The organism is Protofrankia sp. BMG5.30 (genome assembly GCF_001983005.1).
Classification (GTDB): Bacteria; Actinomycetota; Actinomycetes; order Frankiales; family Frankiaceae; genus Protofrankia; species Protofrankia coriariae.
Map to the genome: position 1 here is coordinate 1 of NZ_MOME01000019.1, position 20,379 is coordinate 20,379.

Below are 20,379 nucleotides of genomic sequence, written 5' to 3' on the forward strand. Positions count from 1 at the left end.
TGGCTGCGTGGGAGAGTAGGTCGCTGCCGGACTTGTGTGTGGTGGGGAGGGGCTGCCCGGTTTCGGGTGGCCCCTCTTCGTCATGCACGAAAACCCCACCCGCACGGGTCAGCGTATGCGGTAGCGCCTGGCTGGACGCCTGCCACGGCTGGCCAGGCCGGCCTGCGGAGCCGAGCGGGCGGGTTGCCGGGGTCGCGGCGAACCAGCTTCCGGTGCGCCAACCCGCGGCCTGCCCGCCGTCCCCAGAGGGCCGGATGACGACGGGGACGTGCCGATACGTAGATCGCGTTCGTACACGCCGGCGAGGACGCTGCTTACCCGTGCCTGCGTGGAGCCACGGGTAAGCGTCAGGCGGGCCAGCCTGGCGTCCACTGTGACGCCGCTGCCGCTGCGAGCACTGGGACCCTCCACACGCGCCGCGGAAACGACGGCGGTTTTTCCAGCGCTTTTCCCGGCGCTGAGCGAACTGGCGACCGAGATCRCATGGCTGATCGGGATGGCGTACCCGGCCCGCAGCCCGGCGGGTAGGTACTCGTTGAACGCGGTCGCCGCCGTGTCCATCCCGATGACCTCACCGGCCGAGCTGACCAGCGGGCCGCCGGAGAACCCGGGTCTGATGGCGACGTCGGTTTTGATCAGCCCGGAGAGGTCCTCGGGGTTGCGGCCGTCGGAGTCGGTCGCGGTAATGCTCTGGTTGAGCGCGGTGATCCTGCCGGAGACGATCTCGGGTGCCCCGCCTTCGGCATTGCCGATGGCGGCGACGGAGTCACCGACCCCGACCCTCGAGGAGTCACCGATCGGAACCGCGGTAAGCCCGGAGGCGCCCTGCAACCGCAGGACCGCGACATCGTCGGTCGTGTCCGTCCCGACGACCGACGCCTGGTAGGAACGGCCGCTGCTGGCGACGGTGACGGTGATGGCGTCGGCGTCCGCGATGACGTGGTTGTTGGTGAGCACTTCGCCGGAGGCGTTCAGCACCATACCGGTGCCCGCCGCGGAGGCGTTCTGCGAGGTGATCCTGGAAAAAATTCTCACCACTCCGGGAAGTACCCGGTCGGTGGCCGCCGACAGCTGCGCGGGAACGGGGCTGCCAGCGGCGGTAAAAGCATCCGGAATGGTGAAGGTCTGAAGCGCCCGGGTGGCGGCCGGCGCGTTTACACCACCGCCCGGAGCAGCAGTTCCAGTATCGGTGCCGATGACGCCGGAGGCCGGGCTGACGGCCCCGACCACTATTACCGCGCAGCCGGCGACAGCGCTGCGCAGCCGCGGTCTCCGCCGGGCGGGACGTGATRCGGATCGCCAGGGCTTTTCGCCCGTTACCGCTCCGGGAACTGTTTGCTGTGCTCCGTCGGTGCCGGGGCTTTCCTGGCCGGTTGTGACCTCACCCACTGTGACCTTCACCTACCCTGAGTCTGCTCTGTTGGGCGACGTCCGTTGATCTAAGACAATCGCGTGGCAAACCTCGGGTAATCACGATCGCCGCGATGCGGGGCACATCACGCCCAGGACACACCGGCCCGGATTCGGTATCCGTCACATTCACCGGAAACCGGTTGCGGATTATGTGCGGGCGCCGGGGCCTCRATTACGTGCCCGCCGGTCATCCTCGTTCGGGTGGCGAAAGGCGACCTGATCGAGGCCGGRCACCGGGTGCAGGGCAGGGGTTCAGGGCAGGTCGGTGTTGGTTCCTGTCCCTGGCCGGTCGAAGAGGAAGATTTCCTCGATGGTCAGGCCGAAGATGTCGGCGAGGGTGAATGCGAGGGGAAGGCTGGGGTCGTACCGTCCGGTCTCGATCGCGTTGATGGTCTGCCGGGACACCCGGCATCGGTCGGCCAGGTCGGCCTGGCTCCACCGGCGTTCCGCCCGCAGCACGCGCAGCCGGTTCTTCATCGGCGCAGACGGGTGCGCAGGTCCGCGATCAGGAGCCACATCGCCACGCCACCAATGGTGATCGCCTGAACGAGCTGGCGTAGCTGGACGATGTCGGCGGCGTCGAGCAGGGCGGCTATCTGCAGCCCTACCATCACCGCGGCAAAGGCGATCGCCATGCTCTCCAGCTGGATCTTGCGCTGGTACTCGTCGGCGCGGCGGAAGGCTCGCAGCAGCACCCATGCCACGGCGAGCGTGAACGCGCCGCTGATGCCGAGCCACCAGGCCTTCTGGGCGGCGCTCTGGTCGGGACTGCTGCCCAGGGCCAGTGCGATCCCACCGAGGGTGGCGACGGGCAGACCGTCCAGGAAGATCGCCCTGCGCGCGGTGCGTGTCATGTTGTCCTGTCGTATTTTATCGATCATGTTCTCAATGTAAAGCATACTTTCCATTGAGACAAGCCTTGTTGTCATGAGCGGTCCGGTGCGTCGATCATTCCGCCTGYCGGATGCGAGACTGCTGCCCGTGATGGAGCTGGACGGTGCGCCGCCCAACGTTAATGATCTTGCCGTGTTGGYGCTGACGAACTACGGCCACTTCACGACCATGCTGGTCGAGTGCCAGCGGGTGCGCGGGCTGTCGCTGCACCTGAAGCGGCTGGCCCACGACTGCAGGCTGCTCTTCGACGCCGAACTGGACGTCGACCGGGTCCGTCATCTTGCCCGCCGGGCAACGCGTCCCATCGGCGCGGGCTCCTGTGTGCTCCGGATAACCGTCTTCGACCCGGCGCTCGAGGTGGGGCATCCGAGCCTACGGGCGCAGCCGCGCGTCCTGGTGAACACCAGGCCGGCACCCGCCGCGCCGTTGCCGCCGCTGCGCGTCCGCTCGGTCGCGTACCGCCGGAACATGCCGGCGGTCAAACACGTGGGCCTTTTCGACGCGCTGCGCCACCGCCGTGCCGCGCAGCTCAACGGCTTCGACGACGTCATCTTCACCGAGGCCGCCCCCGGCATCGCCTCTCCCGCCTCGAAGGGCCTGGCCCCGGAGAGCGTGCTGTCAGAGGGTCTGGTGCCAGAGGGCCTGACATCGGGGGGCGCGGTCTCGGAGAGCCGGGCCGCTCCGAAGGGGCTGGCCTCGCGGAGCCGGGCCGCACAGAGCCGGGTCTCGGAAAGCTCGGCCCTGGAGGGCTCTGGCCCGCGGAGTTCGAGCCCGGGGAGCATCACCTCGGGGGGCGGCAACCCGACGGATCTCGTCTCGGAGGGTGCCACCTGGAACGTCGGCTGCTTCGACGGCGACCACGTGATCTGGCCTGCCGCGGACTGCCTGCGCGGCGTGACCATGCAGCTGCTCCAGCGGACGCRCGAACGCACGATCATCGCACCGGTCGACTGGCTGGGACTGGTCGGTATGCAGGCCGCGTTCGCCACCAACGCGGCCGTCGGCGTACGCGCGATCGCCGCGGTCGACGACCGGGAACTGGCAGCCGATCACCCGATCGTCGAAACCCTCCGCCGGGAATACCTCAGCATCCCCGGCGAACCGTTGTAGAGCCGCCATGACGTTCCGCAACGCCGGCCAGGCGACGCGGGGAGACGCATTCCGAAAGCGGTGAACCGGAAAGCGGTGAAATGGTAGTGGCGGAGCGCCCCGCGGCCCCGTGCGTACCCGTACCGTTATTCGGAGGCAGCTCGTCGCAACGAGTTCTTCCGGCTCTGGATGACCTCGTCGACGAGGCCGTACTCGACCGCCTCGTTCGCGTCGAGGATCTTGTCGCGTTCGACGTCCCGGCGGATCTGGTCGGGGCTCCGGTTGGTGTGCCGGGCGAGGATCGTCTCCAGCAGATCCCGCATCCGCAGGATCTCCCGGGCGTGGATCTCCAGGTCGCTCGACTGCCCCTGGCTCTGGCTGGACGGCTGGTCGAGCAGTATCCGGCTGTTGCTGAGAGCGAACCGTTTGCCGGGTGTCCCGGCCGCGAGCAGGACGGCCGCCCCGGAGACGGCCTGCCCGAGGCAGAGGGTCTGGATGTCGGGCCGGACGAACTGCAGCGTGTCGTAGATCGCCATCAGCGCGGTGAACGAGCCGCCCGGGGAATTGATGTAGAGCGAGATATCGCGGTCGGCATCCTCGCCCTCAAGGTAGAGCAGCTGCGCCATGATGTCGTTCGCGGAAACGTCGTCGATCTGCGTGCCAAGGAAGATGATGCGTTCCTTCAGCAGCTTGGAGTAGGGATCCATCCCATATTCGCCGCGGGAGGTGCGTTCGATGATGTTGGGCAGGACGTAACGGTTCACAGCGGTGCGTGTCATGTGCTTCTCTCTCGGTTCGGCCGGGTGCTGCGCGACCGCGGTGGCCGGCAGGGGCGCACCCGTGCGGTCAGGGTCGGGACGGGTGGTTGAGCATATGGGCGGGCTGTCATCCACCGCCGAAGAAGGCCCGCCACTGTTCGACGGAACGGGGGCGGAACACCGCGTTGCCGCTGCGTACCGTCGACATCGGCGCGCTGGGCTGCGCCGAGTAGAAGTGACCGGGGTAGACGACGGTGTCGTCGGGCAGCGCGGCCAGCTGCTGCAGGCTCGTGTACATGGCGTCGGGGTCACCGCCGGGGAAGTCGGTGCGTCCGCAGCCTTCCAGGAAGAGCGTGTCACCGGCGACCAGCCGGCCGTCCACCAGGAAGCACTGGCTGCCCGGGGTGTGCCCGGGGGTGTGCAGCAGGCGGACGGGCACGGCGCCGACGTCGAGCACGTCGTCGTGGTCGTGGCCGACGAGGTCGGTGATGGACACACCGGTGGTGCGCCACACCCACTCGCGCTCGTCCCGCTGCACATGCACCGGGACCTGGACGCGGGCGAGCAGCTCCGCCAGGCCCGGCAGGACGAAACCGAACATCTCGCCGCCGACATGATCGGGGTGGTGATGGGTGACCAGGGCACCGGTCAGTCGCATCCCGTCGTCAGCCAGCACCGAGAGAAGATCGTCGACCGCGTACGCCGGGTCGATCACCACCGCATCCCGGGTCTCCCGGTCCCCGATCAGGTACGTAAAGTTGACCATCTGGGTTGCCACCGGGTTGCCGACGGCATAGTCCCGTCCGGACAGCAACTGACGAAAGTACAGACGGTTGACCATTGGCCCAGACTACGGCCGGGGCCGGYGCGACGGCGGTCGGCCGGAACCATCATGCCGGAATTCGCCGATCAGCGGATCCTGCGATCGGCGGCGGGACACGGCGGCCAGGGGCGGTGGGAACCAGCCTCTGCCACGTCCACGCGGTGCGGGTGCCCGGGGGCGAAGAACGGGCCTGGCCGGAGAACCGTTCTGTCACGTCCCGGTGGGGAGGGCGCCCCCGGTGATCCAGGCGGCGGTTGCGGAGCCGATGATGCCGCTGCTTTTGATCCAGGCGAAATGGTCGTTGACGATCACCCCGGAGCCGTCATCGACGTGCCAGCGGGTGACCTGGGCGGCGCGCATCCTGCCGCACAGGAAGTCGACGTTGGGACGCGGGCCGAGCGGGTCGCCCGCTATCGAGATCACCAGTACCGGCAGGTCGAACGTGCGCAGCGCCTCGTTGTAGTCCCGCCCGCTGCCGCGGGGCTGGTAGCGCCCGTTGCGGATGTGTCGGGCCCAGTCGGTCATCACACCGCCGGCCATCGGCGCGGGGATCACCATGCCGCCCGGCCAGTACCCACGGATCCGGGACACCAGGCCGATGATCTGCCCCTGCCAGAGCGCGACGAGCCGGCGCCCGCGGGCGAAGGACCGCCAGTAGACGCTGCTGGTCGCGATCACGCAGGCACCGGCGATCTCCTTCGATGCCGAAGCCGTGTACAGCAGCGCGAGCTGGCCGCCGAGGCTGTGCCCGAACAGGTACACCGGCGCCTGCGGCAGGCGTGCCCGCAGCGCCGCGAGAACTGTCGGAAGATCCACTTCCAGCAGCTCGCGGTAGCCGAAGTTGGGCTGCTCGCGCAGGCCCGGTGTGCTTTCCCCCTGGGCCCGCAGATCGCAGGTGGCGGCGGACAGGCCGGCGGTGAACAGCGCCTTCGCCAACGGCCGGTAGAACTTCGCCTTCATCCCCATGGCCGGCAGGATCAGCACGACCGGGGCGGTCGGGTCGTCATGCTCGAGCAGCCGAATCACAAAGGTCACGTTGTCGTCGGTCGTGACGTGAATCGCTTCCGGTGTTGCCAGCTCCGACGGCTGTACGGCCGGGCCATCGGTGGCGGCGTTACGGTCGGTCCCACGTACGGACATGTAAGCCTCTCATCGGAGTGGAATCGGCCATTCCGCCGCGGCTGGCTGCCGACGGCAGGTCAGGCTGCCAACGACAGTCAGGATGTGCCGGGATTCCGACCGGACGAGACGCCGCTGTGACCTGTGATCAGGTGCTTCGTCCCGCGCGGGTTCACGTCCTGCACGGTAGGCGACCGCGGTCGGGGGCCACAACCGGACGGGCGGAAACCGACGGCACGATTGCCAGAACCGATGACGCGATTGCCACCACGCGCCACCGGCATCCAGCGCGGTCGGGCCCCACCTCCGGTGAAAACGGCCGCTCCAGGAGGCCTGACGCCCAGGCCACCCAGCCCCGTAGGCGGAAACCGCTGTCGGGACGATGGAAGTCACCTACGGCCTCGGCCGACGCCCGTCGGCTGTCGGTGGAAAGCGCTGTCGGAACGACGGTTTCCACCGACAGCCTCAGCCGCCGTAGGTCGAAACCGCTGTCGGGATGACGGAAGTCACCTACACGGTGGGCCGCTCGAAGGAGGAGCGTCCGACGAGCCTTATGGGCGATTTTCGGAATGGGATCATGAGCTGCGAAGACAGGCGGGCATCGCTGTCCCGTCGCACCGTTTCTCGGCCGGCCCGGTTGACAACGGCTCGCCGCCAGYCGAGTCGCCGCCAGTCGAGTCGTTGTCAGTCGAGTCGTTGTCAGTCGGGCCGGCCGTGGTCGGCCGGGTGCAGGGCGCGCAGCAGGGCCTCGCCCTGGACATGGCGGGACGCGAGGCTGACGGCGGCGTCGGGCACGACGACGTCGAAGCCGTGTGTGGCGTTCGGGTAGATGTGCAGCTCCACCGGCACGTCGGCCTGCGCGAGCCGGGTGGCGAACGTCAGCGCCTCGTCCCGGGCCAGCTCGAGATCGCCGAGGATCAGCGCGGTCGGCGGCAGCCCGGCGAGGTCCGTGGCGCGGGCCGGCGCGGCGTAGGCCGGCACGTCCGCGGCGTCGGCCACCGGGCCGAGGTAGCTGCGCCAGCCCCGCTGGGAGCCGGCCCGGTTCCAGGTGCGCGGGTCGGTGATGGCCTGGCTGGAGACCGTGGTGTGCCGGTCATCGAGTACGGGTGCGTGCAGCAGCAGCAGGGACGGCAGGGGCTCCTGCCGGTCGCGCAGGTACAGCGCCAGTCCGGCCGCGATGGCGGCGCCCGAGCTGGAGCCGACGATGGCCGACCGGGTCGGGTCGACGCCGATCTCCGCGGCCCCTGTACCGACTCTCCTGCCGGCTCCTTCGCCGGCCTCCTCGTCGGGGCCGCCCGTCAGCCAGCTCCACACGGCGTGGGCGTCATGCAGCGCCGCCGGGTAGGGGAACTGGGGGGCCAGCCGGTAGCCGACCGAGACGACCACCGCCCGGGATGCCGTGGCATACCACGCGCAGTGCTGGTCGAACTGCTCAAGCTCACCCAGCGTGAAACCACCGCCGTGGACGAAGAGCACCACCGGCGCCTCGGCATCGGCCTCGGCAGGACGGTAGACCCGTACCGGCACGTCCCGCACGTCCGGCCCGTCGATGATCTTGACGTGTGTGTCGGTCGTCCGGACGCGGTCGGCCGCGGGGTGCAGCCGGCTCAGCCGGGGGCGGCTGGGCGGGTTCACGAGATAGTCGCGCAGCTGCGGGTCGACCCGGTCCTCCAACGGTACGGACGCCACGACGCCTTCCTCACCATGTCGAGCTTCACTGTGTCGCGCTCCACCGTGGCGAGCTGTACTGCGGTGAGCTGTACCGCGGTGAGCTGTACCGCGGTGGAGCTGTACAGCGGCGAGCCCGCCAGCGGAGCGCAACTTTGACTCCACGGACACTATATTGAACGTTCAGGTTCATTCAAGTTGCCGCGCGGAACTGTCGATCGATATGGTCACACGATGGCACCGTCCGCTACCGTCCATCACGGTCGGATCGACAAGCGTGTCGCGATCCTCGACGCCGCGCTGCGCGTGTTCACCCGCGACGGGTACGGCCTGGCTCGGGTGGAGGCGATCGCGGAGCTGGCGGGAGTCGCCAAGCCCACCGTCTACAACCACTTCGGTGACAAGGAGACGCTCTTCCGCACGGTCATCCTCGACGGCGCCCGGCGCGCCGGCGACAGGATGGTCACCGCGCTCGACACCCTGCCCGACGACGGCGCCGACCTCGCCGGCGACCTCTCCCGGGTGGCTCGCGAGGTCATCGACTGCCAGCTCACCGGGGAGGGCTGGATCCTCCAGCGGCTGATGTATGCCGAGGCCGGCCGGTTCCCCGACCTCTTCGACGAGGCGCTCGCGTACGGAGGGTCGCGGGTGCGCAGTGCCCTCGCCGGCCGCCTCGCCCGCCTGTCCAACCGCGGCCACCTCGACCTCGACGAGCCCGACACCGCCGCCGCGCACTTCCTCGCCCTCGTCTCGGGAGACCTCCCCGAACTCTCCGCGCTCGGCACCAGAGAGGTCGCCGACGCCGAGCTGCGCGCGGCCATCGCCGCCGGCGTCAACACCTTCCTTCGCGCCTTCGCCCCCGTCCGCAGCCCAGATCATCCACCGCAACCTCCGGAACGCCGACGAACCCGGGAGGTTGTGGTGAGAGATCGACATGTATCCTGACCTGCAACGGCACAGAATTTTTAGATCATCTCAACATGATCTAAAAAATCTTCAAAAGGAGGTTGTGGTTGGATCTTGCAAACCCCCGGCTCAGGCGGGGTACAATCCGGACAGCGGGTCCCTGCGATCTACAAATCCGAGTCGGATTGAAACCCGGCGGTGAAGACCGGATTCATCTGGAATAATTTCTGCGATCTTACGAATCCGAATCGGATTGAAACAGGATGTGGCCGACCCCGAAGATCGTCGACAGGAGGGTGTGCGCGATCCGCAAGTCTGGGCCGCGCCTCCCCTGCGAACGGCCTGGGCGGCGGCGAAGCCGCTGTTCCCCGTGGTAGAGCCGTTGCGGGGCGATGAGTTGGATGGTGCGGTCGCCAGCGGCGGCATCGTGGAGTTCGGGGGTGAAACCCGCGTCGCTGAAACACGGCAGGCGCGAGACACCGCCGCTGGCGGGGGTGCGGATGCGGGCGGGGTCGGTGGATTTCCGGTCGATTTCACCGACGGCCGTCGGTGTCGGCCGAGGCGGCTGAGCGACCTTCAGTGGACAGTCCCTGCGATCTACAAATCCGAGTCAGATTGAAACTACGGGCCACCGCCCACGATGCTCATTTCTATGCCGGTGTTCATGATCTGCAAATCCGAACTGGGTTGAGGCGGGTATTCGCCGGGCGTCGGTGTTTGTGGTTCGTGGGGCCGGGTCGGATTGTTTCCGGCTGTTCCGGGGCGAATTCGTTCGGTTGTATTTTGGTGCCGGATGTGAGTGGTGGTTGTGGCGGGTTTTTCTTGGGAGCTGATGGACGGTCCGGTGGCGGGCGTTCGCGGGTGTGGTGACGGTGGGGGCGGGTAATCTTTTGGAGAATTTTCTTGTGATCTAGGATGGCTGGTGCGTCGCGGGGGTGGCCCGCTCGGGGGTGGGGCGGATAATGGGTTGTACGTGACATGTTTCACATGCGGGGTGTCGATTATTCGGTGCCGCTCGGATTCTCTTCTTGTACCGTTTTCTGCCGGAGCACGCTTTGTGTCCAGATGTGACCTGTAGGTGTCCGGTGGCGGCAAGGGAGCCCGTTGCGATGTTCATGATCGGGAGGCGCTCGTTATTGTCGTTCGCCGTGCTGGCTGCCGCGCTGGGCAGTCTGACCGGGCTGTTCGCCTGCGCTACCCCGAGGGCCCAGCCCGGCCGTGCGGGATCGGGCCCCTGTACTTCACCGGGTGTCACAGACAGCGAGGTCAAGATCGGCTTGTTGTTCGACGACAGCGGGCCGACGTCGRCCGCCTACCGTACGTTCCGGGCCGGTGTCGAGGCGCGTCTCGGAGTGGCCAACGCCGCGGGCGGCGTCCACGGTAGGAAGGTCGTGTATGCCTGGCGGGACGACGCCGGTTCTCCCGACGGGAACCGCGCCGGTGCTCGCGAACTCGTTCGGGACGAAGGGGTCATCGGCATTCTGGAAACAGCGGGGGTGGTGGTCGGCTCCGCGCAGTATCTCGACGATCTCGAAGTCCCGGTCGTCGGGCTGGCCGGCGACGTCGACTGGAACAACCACGACAACATGTTCTCCTGGCACTACTATTCGGCCACGCAGGGATCCTCCAGCGTCTGGGGGGATTTCGTCCGTAGCCAGGGCGGTACCCGCGCCCTGATAGTGAACACCGAGCTGAGCGACGCCACGGAGATCTTCTATCAGAAGCTCAGAACAAGCCTGCAGGCGGCCAGTATCCGCGTCGAGGCGAGCTTCACCGTGACCGCCAAGACGACCAGTTTCGGGGCACTGGCCGCGCAGATGAAGGCGGCGCGCCTCAACACTCTGGCCGGCATCGTCACTCCGGACATCCTCGCCCAGATTCTTCCGGCGGTCCGCGCCGCCGGTGTCAACCTCAAAGCGGTGATCGCTCCGTTCGGCTACGACCCGGCGTTGCTCAAGCAGCTCGGCCCGACCCTCGCCGGCACCGTCATCTACATCACTTTCGTCCCGTTCGAGGTGAACAGCCCCGCACACCAGCGGATGATCGACGCGATGACGCGGTACGCCCCGCAGGTGCAGTCACCCGCCCAGGACAGCGCGGTCTTCGGCTGGCTGTCCGCCGACATGTTCCTGCGCGGCCTGGAGGCCGCCGGCCCCTGCCCGACCCGCCCGGGGTTCATCCGGGGGCTGCGCGGCGTGCGCGCCTACGACGGCGGCGGCCTGCTGCCCGCCCCGATCGACCTCGCGACGAACCGCGGCAAGGCCGCCAACTGCTACGACTTCGTCCGCGTCAGTGACGACGGCAGCCGCTTCCTGCCGCTGGACCCGGTGGTGCGCTGCGGCCTCCCCATCAGCGACACCCCCGTCAGCTGACGTCCTCCCGTCGCGCCCGTGCCTCGGCGTCGGGCCGCTCCGCCGGACGACCGGCACCGGGCCACGGGGGATGCGGCGCGGACAGCCAGTCGCACCACGCGCCGAGGCCGGCGCCGGTACGGGCGCTGATCTTCAGGCTGGTCGCGCCGGGATTGACATCGGTGAGGTTGCGGCGGAAGAGCTCGAGATCGAAGTCCAGGTAGGGCAGCAGATCCACCTTGTTGATCAGGACGAGGTCGGCGGACCGGAACATGATCGGGTATTTCAGTGGTTTCTCCTCGCCCTCGGTGACCGAGAAGATCATCGCGCGCCGGTGCTCGCCGACGTCGAACTCGGCCGGGCAGACCAGGTTGCCGACGTTCTCGATGACGACAAGATCGAGAAGGTCCAGCGGCAGGCGCCCGATCGCCGAACGGACCATGGCGGCGTCCAGGTGGCACTCGCCGCCGAAGCCCTGACCGGTGTTGACCAGCGACACCACGGCGCCGAGCCCGTCGAGCCGGTCGGCGTCGATGCTGGTCTCGATGTCGCCCTCGATCACCCCGACCCGCAGCGTGGGGCACAGCCGGCGGAGGGTCTCCCGCAGCAGGGCCGTCTTGCCGGCGCCCGGCGCGGACATCAGGTTGACGACGTGCGTCCCGGCGGCGTCGAAGTCGTGGCGGTTCGCGGCTGCGAGCCGGTCGTTCTCGCCGAGGATCGCGGCCAGCACCTCGACACGCCGCGTCCCGGTCTCGTAGCCGGAATGATCTCCTATGCGCTCGTCCTGGCCGTGATGGTGATCGTTACTGTGATGATCATGACTGTGGCGGTGGTCGTCGTGCGTGCTGTCGTCGGTGTGCCAGTGGAATCGGCCCATGGTGATCCTCCTCCGGCCCGCGCCGCCGACCGAAGCCGCCGACCGTGAAACTCGTTGATCGAAGGTGTCGATCGAACCAGCCCGCGGCCGTTCACGCCTCCCCGAGCTCCAGGGAAGTGATCAGAAACTCCTCGCCCCGCAGCACCGACACCTCGTGGCCGCCGCACTGCCCGCAGAGCATGACCGGCGCGCTCAGCGTCCAGGTGTGACCGCAGCCGGCGCAGCGGACCCGCGCCGGCACGCTTTCGACCCGCAGCCGCGAGCCGTCCAGCGTGCTGCCCTGGCTGACCAGCGACCAGCAGTGGACGAGGGTGTCCGGCACGATCTGCCGTAGCTGCCCGATCCGTACGTTCACGGTCCGTACCGGACGGTCACCGGCGTGCTCGACGACGATGCCGGCGATGGCGTGGCAGATCGACAGCTCGTGCACGGTGCGCCCCCTCCGCGGCTGCGCCCGGCCCGCCGGACGCGTCCACCCCAGTTTTGATCATCTGGATCGCGCCCGCCGGTGGGCCCGGCGGCGCGGCGGGCGTGAGGTCGGCAACTTCACGATCAACGCGATGGTCCTGGCGCGCGGCGGATAGAAGATCGACATGGGACGGCTGGACGGGACGGCTGGAACGGATGGAGGCGCCCGGTGACGCAGCTCCCCGCGGGACCCGTCGGCGGCGGCACACCGGCGCGTCGCGAACTGCTGCTGGTGGGCTGCGGCAACATCCTGCGTCGGGACGACGGCGTCGGGCCGGTCCTCATCCGGCACCTGTGGGAGCGAGGCATCCCCGACGGGGTGCGGGTCGTCGACGGCGGCACCGCCGGGATGGATGTGGCGTTCCGGATCCGTGAGGCCCGCCGGGTGGTTATCGTCGACGCCGCCCGCACCGGCGCGCGGCCGGGCACGATCTACCGTGTACCCGGCCCGGAGCTGGCCGATCTCCCGCCGCTGGCCGGCCTGCACAGCCACGCCTTCCGCTGGGACCACGCGCTGGCGCTCGCCACCTGGCTGGACGCGCACTGGCCGGACGAGCACCGGCCGGACGAGCGGACGCCCGGCCCGCCACCGGCCCAGGAAGGTCAGCCTGCCCAGGAAGGCCGCACGGCCTGGGAAGATCAGATGACCGGCCGGTCACCGTTCGGGGAGGGGCGGGAAGGCGGCCCACCGCCGGTCGGGGAGGGGCGGACAGCCGGCCTGGTACCGGTGGCAGGCCGGCTCGGTTCGGCGGCGGCGAGCCGTCCTGACGAGGTCACGGTGTTCCTCATCGAGGCCGAGTGCGTCGACGCGGGCTGGGAGCTGTCCGCGGCGGTGCGCCAGGCCATGTGGGAGGTCATCGGCCTGATCGAACGGGACTTCCTGGCCGGGTTTCGCAGCCCGCAGACGGCGGACACGCGCCCGGGGTCCGGCCCGGCCGTCCGTGAGCATGGCAGGGGTGGCCGTACGGCTGCCGCTGCCGCTGCCGCGGGTCCGGGGCCGTCCATATGACGGCCGAAGGCGTCTGTCCGGCCGTCATCGGTCATGCGCGTGCTGGGGAGCCTGGCCATCCCGGTGCTGTGTGGCGGCGGCGGGTGCGGGTCGAAGGCGTTGTGCAGGGGGTGGGGTTCCGGCCGTTCGTCCACCGGCTGGCCACCGCCCTCGGCGTCGACGGTTTCGTGGGCAACGACAGCGGCTCGGTGTTCATCGAGGTCCAGGGCAGCCCCGCGACGGTCGCGCAGTTCCTGCGGCGGCTGCGCGGTGACGCGCCAGCACCGGCGCGGGTCACCACCGTGCGGGTGGACGACGCCCCGCCGGTGACCGGAGAGGCCGGCTTCCGCATCGTGGCCAGCCGCGATGGCTGCGAGGGTGTTCACGCCGCTCACACCGTCGGCGCCGTCGTCCCCCCGGACACGGCGGTGTGTGACGACTGCGTACGCGAACTGTTCGACCCGGCCGACCGCCGCTACCGTCATCCGTTCATCACCTGCACTGCCTGCGGCCCCCGGTTCACCATCATCCGGTCGCTGCCCTACGACCGGGCGGCCACCACCATGGCGGGCTTTCCGATGTGCTCGGCCTGCGCGGCCGAGTACCACGACCCGGCCGACCGCCGCTTCCACGCCCAGCCGGTGTGCTGCCCGGACTGCGGGCCGCGGTTGTCCTTCGTCCCCTTCACGCCCCTCGCATGCTCTGCCCCTGCCGTGGCCGACGGCCACCACAGCGTGACCGGGCCGTGGGACGCCGCTGAGCTGGAGGCCGCCAGGCCGGCGGCGTCCAACTCAGCGGGGATCGGGCCCGAGGCGATCGGAGCCGAGGTGATCGGAGCCGGGGTGCCGGGGGCGGCTGAGACGCCGGAGGCGGAGGTGACCGGGTCGGACGGGGCGCTGGCCGCGGCCCAGCGGGCGCTGGCCGATGGTCGCGTCGTCGCGGTGAAGGGGATCGGCGGCTACCACCTGGCCTGCCGGGCCGACAGCCCGGTGGCGGTGCGGCTGCTGCGCGAGCGCAAGGCGCGGGTGGGCAAGGCGTTCGCGGTGATGGTCCGGGATCTTGACGTGGCCCGGCGGCTCGCCGAGATCGGCCCGGCCGAGGCCGCGGTGCTGCGCGGCCCGGCCCGGCCGATCGTGCTGCTGCGGCGCCGGGCGGACGCTCCCGTCGCCGCGGACGTGGCGCCGGGCAACCCGCTGATCGGCCTGCTGCTGCCCTACTCGCCTCTGCACCATCTGCTGTTCGCCCAGGTGCCCGGCGCGGCCGTCGTGCCCCCGGCGTGCGTCGTGCTGACCAGCGCCAACCTGGCCGACGAGCCGATCTGCTTCGACGACACCGACGCCCGCGGCCGGCTGCCGGCGCTGGCCGACGCGATGCTCACCCATGACCGTCCGATCCTGCTGCCCTGCGACGACTCGGTGGTCCGCGTCGTCGACGGCCGCGAACTGCCGATCCGCCGCTCCCGCGGCCACACGCCCCTGCTGGTCGAGTTCGGCCGGACAGCGCCCGTGGGCAGCCGAGGTCGACCGGCGTCCGCGGGCAGGGTTGGGCGGGTGGCGGACCAGGATGGTTCGCGTCGGCCGGTCGAGGTGGTCCTGGCCGTTGGCGGGGAGCTGAAGAACACCTTTTGTGTCACCGACGGTGAGCGTGCGTTCTGCTCGGCGCACGTCGGTGACATGGGTGGTCTGGCGGCGCTGCGCGCCTTCGAGCGGTCGGTCGAGCAGTTCACCGCCGTGTACGCCATGCGCCCGGCGCGGCTGGTCGCCGACGCCCACCCGGGGTACTCGACCCGCCGCTGGGCCGAGCGCCACGCCGGTGACCGGCCACCGCTGCTCGTCCAACATCATCATGCGCACGTGGTCTCCCTGCTCGCCGAGCACGGCAGGCTGGGTGAACCGATCATCGGAGTGGCCTTCGACGGCACCGGCTACGGCATCGGCGGCACCGACAGCGCGGTCCCGAGCGGCGCGGGCCGGGACGCACTGTCCCGGGACAGGGCGTCCCGGGACGGCGTGCTCCGGGGTGGTGTGCTCCGGGGTGACGAGGTCCGGGGCGACGAGGTCTGGGGCGGTGAGGTGCTGCTGCTCGGTGCGGACAGCCACCGCTTCACCCGCGTCGGCCATCTGCGCGCGGTGCCGCTGCCCGGTGGGGACGCGGCCGTGCGCAACCCGTGCCGGATGGCGCTGTCCCACCTGGCCGCCGCCGGCATCCCGTGGGCGCCGGACCTGCCCGCGGTGGCCGCCTGCCGGCCCGCCGAACTGGCCGCGGTGCGCTCCCAGCTCGACAGCGGCATCGGCTGCGTCCCCTGCACCAGCATGGGACGCCTCTTCGACGCGGTGTCCGCCCTGCTGGGCATCTGCCACCGCGTCGAGTACGAGGGCCAGGCCGCGATCGCCCTCGAAGCGGCCGCGCTCGAGGCGGTCACCGTCCCGGCCGCGGGCGCAGCGGCGTCACAGGAGGCCCGGTTGGGATCGGGAGCGGGACCGGCATCGGGGATACCGGCGGCAGTGGGGATGTCGAAGGTGCCCGGGATATCGGGGCTGACGGTGGCACCACGGCTGACGGTCGGCGCGGACGGTGTGCTCGACCCGGCACCGCTGCTGCGCGCGCTGGTGGCCGGGCTGCGCGACGGCGTGCCGGTGGCGGTGCTGGCCGCGGCGTTCCACGAGGCGGTGGCCGACGCGGTCGCCGAGGTGGTGACCCGGGTCGGCCGGCAGCGAGGGGTGTCGCTGGCCGGCCTGACCGGCGGGGTGTTCCAGAACGTGCTGTTGCTGCGCGCCTGCCAGGAGCGGCTGCGCACCGCCGGATTCGACACGCTCGTCCACCACCTGGTGCCGCCCAACGACGGCGGGCTCGCGCTCGGGCAGGCCGCGGTCGCGGTGCTRCGCCTGCGTGCCGGGGACGATGAGGAGAGGTGACCATGTGCCTGGGGATTCCGGGCCGGATCGTCGAGGTCTGGGACGAGAGCGGGACCAGGATGGCCCACGTCGCCTTCCCCGGTGAGACGCGGAAGGTGTGCCTGGCGTATCTGCCGGATCTCGCGGTCGACGACTACACCATGGTGCACGCCGGTTTCGCCCTGACCCGGCTCGACCAGCAGTCGGCACTGCACACGCTGGACGTGATGCGCGAATACCAGCTGATCGACGACACCGCGACAGGCCACCTGACGGAAGCCGGGGAAGTCGAGGAAAGAGAAGCCGAAGCAAAAAGAGGATTCGGGGAGACCGCGGAGACCATGGAGACCGAGGAGGTCAGGAGATCCGGGGAGGCCTGGGAAACCGGGGGAGTCGGGAAAACCGGGGGAATGCGATGAGCGCCGTGGCGGTCACTGGTGACGACGACGCTGTGACAGGTCATCCCCGGAAGACACGGCAGGAGCCGGCGAACGTTCCAGAGGCGACCGCCGGCGCTGTCGGCGGCGTGGACGACACCGACGACGGTGGGCTGACCGAGGATCTTGCGGCTGATCTCGCGGGGGCCTCGCTCGCGCTGGCCCGGCGTTTTGCCGGCGGTGCCACCCTGTGGTGTCTGTCGCCGGCGTGGGGGCCGCACGCGCACCATGTCGCGGTCGAGTTCGTCCACCCGGCTGTCGTCGGCAAGCCGGCGCTGCCCGCGGTGGCCGTGACCGGCCCGGATCCCGTCGCCATGATCCGGCTGGCGGCCCGGCCCGGTGACGTCGTCCTTGCCGTGGCCGCCGCCGATGACCCGGTGGTGCGTGCCGTGCTGCGCCGGGCGCCGGCCTGGGAGACAGGCACGATATGGATCGGTAGCGGTCCGCGTCCGCCGGCCGGTACAGCTGATCATGTGCTGTGGCTGGACGACCCGGATCCGCTGCTGCCGACCACCGGCCGGCTTGTGCTCCTCTACCACCTGCTGTGGGAGCTGACCCACGTCTGCCTCGAGCACACCGCCGTGCTCCACCCGTCCGCCCGGGAGCAGACCGGCGGGACGTGCGTCACCTGCGGTGACGAAGGCCGCCTCGGCGAAGTGGTCACGCCCCGGGGAGCGGCCGACGGACGGGCACTGGTGCGTACCGCCACGGGGATGGAGCTCGTCAGCACCCTGCTGGTCGATCCGGTGGCCACGGGTGATCTGGTGYTGGTCCATGCCGCGACGGCGATCATTCGTCTCGACCAGGACGGTGAGTGATGACCACCGAGCACACCGCGTTCCTGTACCCGTTCCTCCACCCCCAGGAGGACAACGGCGACGACCGGGACAGCAGCCCCCGGGCCGGCGCTGACCGGGACGACCGCGCCCGGCGCGACGGCGGCCACCGGAGGAGCGGCCAGCGGGATGACGGCCGGGACACCGGCGGCCGGGATGCCCGCGACCGGAAGGAAGGCCGCGGGGACACCGGTGGCCGGGGGGACGCACTGGGTGCGTTGCTGGTCGAACTTGCCGACTCGGCGCGGGCGAAGGCCCAGGAGAGCGTGCGACTACAGCACGCGACGCTGCGGGAGTGCGCCGGATCGATCGCGGCCACCGCGGCGGAGATGGCACACCGTTTCGCCCGGGGCGGACGTATGTACACCTTCGGTAACGGCGGTAGCGCGACCGACGCCGCCACCCTGGCCGAACTGTTCTCCCGCCCGCCGCACGGACGCCCGCTGCCGGCCTGGTCGCTGGCCGCGGACCAGGCGGTGGTCACCGCGCTCGGCAACGACGTCGGATTCGAGCGGGTGTTCGCCCGGCAGCTCATCGCGCACGCCGGCCCGAACGACATCGCGGTGGCGCTGTCGACCAGCGGCGACTCGTCCAACCTGCTGGCCGGGCTGGCCGAGGCCGGCCGCCGGGGCGCGCTCACCGTCGGCTTCGCCGGGTACGACGGCGGCCGGTTCGCCGCCGACGGCGTGGTCGACCGCTGCTTCGTCGTCCACTCGCAGAGCGTGCACCGCATCCAGGAGTCGCACGCCCTGCTCGGCCACCACCTGTGGGCCGCGACGCAGCGGCGGATGGCGGACCATCCGACTGCATCCCCGATGTCCCAGATATCCCCGATATCCCCGATGTACCCGGCGACCCCGATGGCGGGGGAGAACGCCCGATGACCGTGGCGGATCGGGCCGGCCGAACGGAGCGGGCAGATCGAACAGATCGTCCGAACCGGAGGGATCACCCCGACCGGGCGGACCGAGCGGACCGGATGATCCCGGCGGGTCGAACTGACCGAACAACCGACCGAACAGGCGTGACGAGCAGAACGGGCCGGGTGAGTCAGACGGGTCAGGCGAATCAGACGGGCCAGACGAAGTGGGCGGRCCGGGTGGAGGCGGAGAAGGCGGGCCGCGGAGACGGCACCCGGGGCGGGAACATGCGCGCGGAGGTCATCCAGGAGAGGGCGGCCCACGGGGACGGGGAGGCGGACGAGGCGCTGGTGCTGGCGCGGGTCGAGACGTTCCGGCGGCGCCGGCCGCGGGCGCTCGGCGAGGTGGTGACCGCGGCGCACGGGGCTGGCGGGAGCGCGTCGGCGGAGCTGATCGAGGCGGTCTTCGTCGACGCGTTCCGCAACCCCGCGCTCGACGCGTTGGGGGACGGCGCGGTTCTGCCGCTGCCGTCGGGGGAGTCGCTGGCCTTCAGCACCGACTCCTTCGTGGTCCGGCCGCTGCGTTTCCCCGGCGGCTCCATCGGTGACCTGGCGGTGCATGGCACCGTCAACGACCTGGCGATGACGGGGGCGCGGCCGTTGTGGCTGTCCGCGGCATTCGTGATCGAGGAGGGTTTCCCCGTCGACGAACTGCGCCGCGTCGCGGGGGACATGGCCGAGGCGGCGCGGGCCGCGGGGGTGGAGGTGGTGACCGGAGACACCAAGGTCGTCGACACCGGCGCCGCCGACGGGCTGATCGTCACGACCGCCGGGGTGGGGCTCGTCCCGCCCGGCCGGCAGCTGTCCGCGCGGCGGGTGCGGCCGGGGGACCGGGTGCTGGTGTCCGGCACGATCGGCGAGCACGGGATGGCGGTCATGATCGCCCGCGGCAACCTGGCGATCGACGCCGCCATCCGCTCCGACACCGCGGCGGTCAACGCGCTGGTGGAGGAGCTGCTGGCGGCGGCGCCGTCGACGCGGTGGCTGCGTGACCCCACCCGGGGCGGGGTGGGGACGGCCTGCAACGAGCTGGCCCGGGACAGCGGCCTCGGGGTCCTGCTCGACGAGTGCTCCGTGCCGGTGCGCCCCGACGTACGCGGCGCCTGCGAGCTGCTCGGCATCGACCCGCTCCACGTTGCCAACGAGGGCAGGTTCCTCGCGGTGGTGCCGCCCGAGCAGGCCCCGGCGGCGCTGGCCGCGCTGCGGGAGCATCCGCGGGGCCGGTCGGCCGCAGTCATCGGGGAGATCACCGAGGGGCCGGCCGGGATCGTCGCGATGCGCACCGCCCTGGGCGGCACCCGGATCGTGGACATGCTGGTCGGCGACCCGCTACCCCGCATCTGCTGACCATGCCGACCGCCCCGCCCGACGCACCGCCAACCGGCCCGTCCGCCAGCCCGCCAGCCCGCCAGCCCGCCAGCCCGCCAACCGGCCCATCCGCTCATCCGCCTGTTCTGTTCTGATCAAAAGAATTGAGTACGGAAGTGGCTGCTACAGCGACCACTTGTTCCCTCGTTCTTGGGACGTGTCCGTTTCTGGGTGGTTCGGGGAGGCCGGTGGCGCCAGGTGGTGGCGTCATGGCATGAGGAGGTTGTTGATGTGTCTGGGAATTCCCGGGCGGCTTGTCGAGATCGTCGACGCGGGCCAGCATCTCGCGACGGTCGATGTCAGCGGGGTGCGGCGGACGATCARCATTCGGCTGGTCGCGGCGGACGGGCCCCAGGTCGGGGACTGGGTGCTGGTGCACGTCGGGTTCGCCCTGGCGGTGATCGACGAGGACGAGGCGACGCGCACGCTCGAGGCGATGGAGAAGCTGGGCGCGGCCTACCAGGACGAGATCGAGGCGTTCGGCTCGTCCGCGATCCCCTGACCGCCGCGCCCGTCGTGCCTGCCGTGTCGGCCGTGCCGGCCGTGTCTGTCGTGCCTGTCGTGCCTGTCG

The 20,379-nt window shown here is 70.4% G+C and carries 18 protein-coding genes and 1 pseudogene; 10 read left to right on the top strand and 9 right to left on the bottom strand.

Going from position 1 to position 20,379, the window contains the following annotated elements; genetic code table 11:
* Positions 1-108: 108 nt before the first annotated feature.
* From BL254_RS12295 to BL254_RS12305, 3 genes are all read right to left on the bottom strand, one after another.
* Positions 109-1,230: a S1C family serine protease gene (locus BL254_RS12295; protein ID WP_076843371.1), complete on the bottom strand. Its 1,122-nt coding sequence runs from the start codon at positions 1,228-1,230 to the stop codon at positions 109-111.
* A gap of 435 nt (positions 1,231-1,665) precedes the next feature.
* A complete protein-coding gene (locus BL254_RS12300; protein WP_047222752.1) occupies positions 1,666-1,890 on the bottom strand; it encodes a helix-turn-helix transcriptional regulator in 225 nt (74 codons plus the stop codon).
* Positions 1,887-2,267 (bottom strand): hypothetical protein, encoded by a 381-nt coding sequence (locus BL254_RS12305; protein WP_254858053.1) that lies wholly within the window; start codon positions 2,265-2,267, stop codon positions 1,887-1,889. The genes BL254_RS12300 and BL254_RS12305 overlap by 4 nt, the downstream gene beginning before the upstream one ends.
* A 172-nt stretch (positions 2,268-2,439) precedes the next feature.
* On the opposite strand from BL254_RS12305, the gene BL254_RS27690 reads away from it, so the two are divergent.
* Entirely contained in the window at positions 2,440-3,417 is a 978-nt protein-coding gene (locus BL254_RS27690; RefSeq protein WP_217699276.1) for an aminotransferase class IV, read from the top strand.
* 125 nt (positions 3,418-3,542) lie between these two features.
* Here BL254_RS27690 and BL254_RS12315 read toward each other — a convergent pair whose 3' ends face one another.
* From BL254_RS12315 to BL254_RS12330, 4 genes are all read right to left on the bottom strand, one after another.
* Positions 3,543-4,175 (bottom strand): ATP-dependent Clp protease proteolytic subunit, encoded by a 633-nt coding sequence (locus BL254_RS12315; protein WP_013873776.1) that lies wholly within the window; start codon positions 4,173-4,175, stop codon positions 3,543-3,545.
* Positions 4,176-4,281: 106 nt separating this feature from the next.
* On the bottom strand, positions 4,282-4,995 hold the full coding sequence (locus BL254_RS12320; RefSeq protein WP_047222754.1) for an MBL fold metallo-hydrolase: 714 nt from the start codon (positions 4,993-4,995) through the stop codon (positions 4,282-4,284).
* Between the two features lie 192 nt (positions 4,996-5,187).
* Complete coding sequence (locus BL254_RS12325; RefSeq protein ID WP_047222755.1) at positions 5,188-6,117, bottom strand: alpha/beta fold hydrolase; 930 nt, start codon at positions 6,115-6,117, stop codon at positions 5,188-5,190.
* 678 nt (positions 6,118-6,795) lie between these two features.
* Positions 6,796-7,785, bottom strand: coding sequence for an alpha/beta hydrolase (locus tag BL254_RS12330; RefSeq protein ID WP_076843373.1), 990 nt, complete (start codon positions 7,783-7,785; stop codon positions 6,796-6,798).
* A 213-nt stretch (positions 7,786-7,998) separates the two neighbouring features.
* Here BL254_RS12330 and BL254_RS12335 point away from each other — a divergent pair, with 213 nt between their 5' ends.
* Together BL254_RS12335 and BL254_RS12340 are read left to right on the top strand one after the other, a co-directional pair.
* Positions 7,999-8,709: a TetR/AcrR family transcriptional regulator gene (locus BL254_RS12335; RefSeq protein WP_052914519.1), complete on the top strand. Its 711-nt coding sequence runs from the start codon at positions 7,999-8,001 to the stop codon at positions 8,707-8,709.
* A 1,070-nt stretch (positions 8,710-9,779) separates the two neighbouring features.
* On the top strand, positions 9,780-11,042 hold the full coding sequence (locus tag BL254_RS12340; RefSeq protein WP_076843374.1) for an ABC transporter substrate-binding protein: 1,263 nt from the start codon (positions 9,780-9,782) through the stop codon (positions 11,040-11,042).
* Here BL254_RS12340 and hypB read toward each other — a convergent pair.
* Both hypB and BL254_RS12350 read right to left on the bottom strand, forming a co-directional pair.
* Positions 11,035-11,898, bottom strand: a complete 864-nt coding sequence (gene hypB, locus BL254_RS12345) for a hydrogenase nickel incorporation protein HypB (RefSeq protein ID WP_047222758.1) — start codon at positions 11,896-11,898, stop codon at positions 11,035-11,037. The two genes, BL254_RS12340 and hypB, sit on opposite strands and share 8 nt — an antisense overlap.
* A gap of 91 nt (positions 11,899-11,989) precedes the next feature.
* Positions 11,990-12,328, bottom strand: a complete 339-nt coding sequence (locus BL254_RS12350) for a hydrogenase maturation nickel metallochaperone HypA (RefSeq protein ID WP_047222759.1) — start codon at positions 12,326-12,328, stop codon at positions 11,990-11,992.
* 207 nt (positions 12,329-12,535) lie between these two features.
* Here BL254_RS12350 and BL254_RS27695 point away from each other — a divergent pair, with 207 nt between their 5' ends.
* The 7 genes and pseudogenes from BL254_RS27695 to BL254_RS12385 all read left to right on the top strand — a co-directional run bounded on the left by BL254_RS27695 (position 12,536) and on the right by BL254_RS12385 (position 20,310).
* Entirely contained in the window at positions 12,536-13,375 is an 840-nt protein-coding gene (locus tag BL254_RS27695) for a hydrogenase maturation protease (RefSeq protein WP_217699277.1), read from the top strand.
* Positions 13,372-16,269 (top strand): carbamoyltransferase HypF, encoded by a 2,898-nt coding sequence (locus BL254_RS12360; protein ID WP_052914520.1) that lies wholly within the window; start codon positions 13,372-13,374, stop codon positions 16,267-16,269. The genes BL254_RS27695 and BL254_RS12360 overlap by 4 nt, the downstream gene beginning before the upstream one ends.
* A 2-nt stretch (positions 16,270-16,271) precedes the next feature.
* Positions 16,272-16,502 (top strand): annotated as a pseudogene (locus BL254_RS29410) (HypC/HybG/HupF family hydrogenase formation chaperone); the annotation flags it as partial.
* A gap of 161 nt (positions 16,503-16,663) precedes the next feature.
* On the top strand, positions 16,664-17,503 hold the full coding sequence (locus BL254_RS12370; protein WP_200902393.1) for a hydrogenase assembly protein HupF: 840 nt from the start codon (positions 16,664-16,666) through the stop codon (positions 17,501-17,503).
* A 227-nt stretch (positions 17,504-17,730) separates the two neighbouring features.
* On the top strand, positions 17,731-18,405 hold the full coding sequence (locus BL254_RS12375; protein ID WP_083731039.1) for an SIS domain-containing protein: 675 nt from the start codon (positions 17,731-17,733) through the stop codon (positions 18,403-18,405).
* 263 nt (positions 18,406-18,668) lie between these two features.
* Positions 18,669-19,787 carry a hydrogenase expression/formation protein HypE gene (gene hypE, locus BL254_RS12380; protein ID WP_371390552.1) on the top strand — a complete coding sequence of 373 codons (1,119 nt, stop codon included), beginning with the start codon at positions 18,669-18,671 and terminating at the stop codon, positions 19,785-19,787.
* Positions 19,788-20,037: 250 nt separating this feature from the next.
* A complete protein-coding gene (locus tag BL254_RS12385) occupies positions 20,038-20,310 on the top strand; it encodes a HypC/HybG/HupF family hydrogenase formation chaperone (RefSeq protein WP_076843375.1) in 273 nt (90 codons plus the stop codon).
* Positions 20,311-20,379: the final 69 nt, after the last annotated feature.

Excerpts from the sequence above, each read along its gene's own strand:
- BL254_RS12300 (WP_047222752.1), bottom strand. The coding sequence starts at position 1,890 with ATGAAGAACCGGCTGCGCGTGCTGCGGGCGGAACGCCGGTGGAGCCAG.
- BL254_RS12305 (WP_254858053.1), bottom strand. The coding sequence starts at position 2,267 with ATGACACGCACCGCGCGCAGGGCGATCTTCCTGGACGGTCTGCCCGTC.
- BL254_RS12315 (WP_013873776.1), bottom strand. The coding sequence starts at position 4,175 with ATGACACGCACCGCTGTGAACCGTTACGTCCTGCCCAACATCATCGAA.
- BL254_RS12320 (WP_047222754.1), bottom strand. The coding sequence starts at position 4,995 with ATGGTCAACCGTCTGTACTTTCGTCAGTTGCTGTCCGGACGGGACTAT.
- BL254_RS12325 (WP_047222755.1), bottom strand. The coding sequence starts at position 6,117 with ATGTCCGTACGTGGGACCGACCGTAACGCCGCCACCGATGGCCCGGCC.
- BL254_RS12335 (WP_052914519.1), top strand. The coding sequence starts at position 7,999 with ATGGCACCGTCCGCTACCGTCCATCACGGTCGGATCGACAAGCGTGTC.
- hypB (WP_047222758.1), bottom strand. The coding sequence starts at position 11,898 with ATGGGCCGATTCCACTGGCACACCGACGACAGCACGCACGACGACCAC.
- hypE (WP_371390552.1), top strand. The coding sequence starts at position 18,669 with ATGCGCGCGGAGGTCATCCAGGAGAGGGCGGCCCACGGGGACGGGGAG.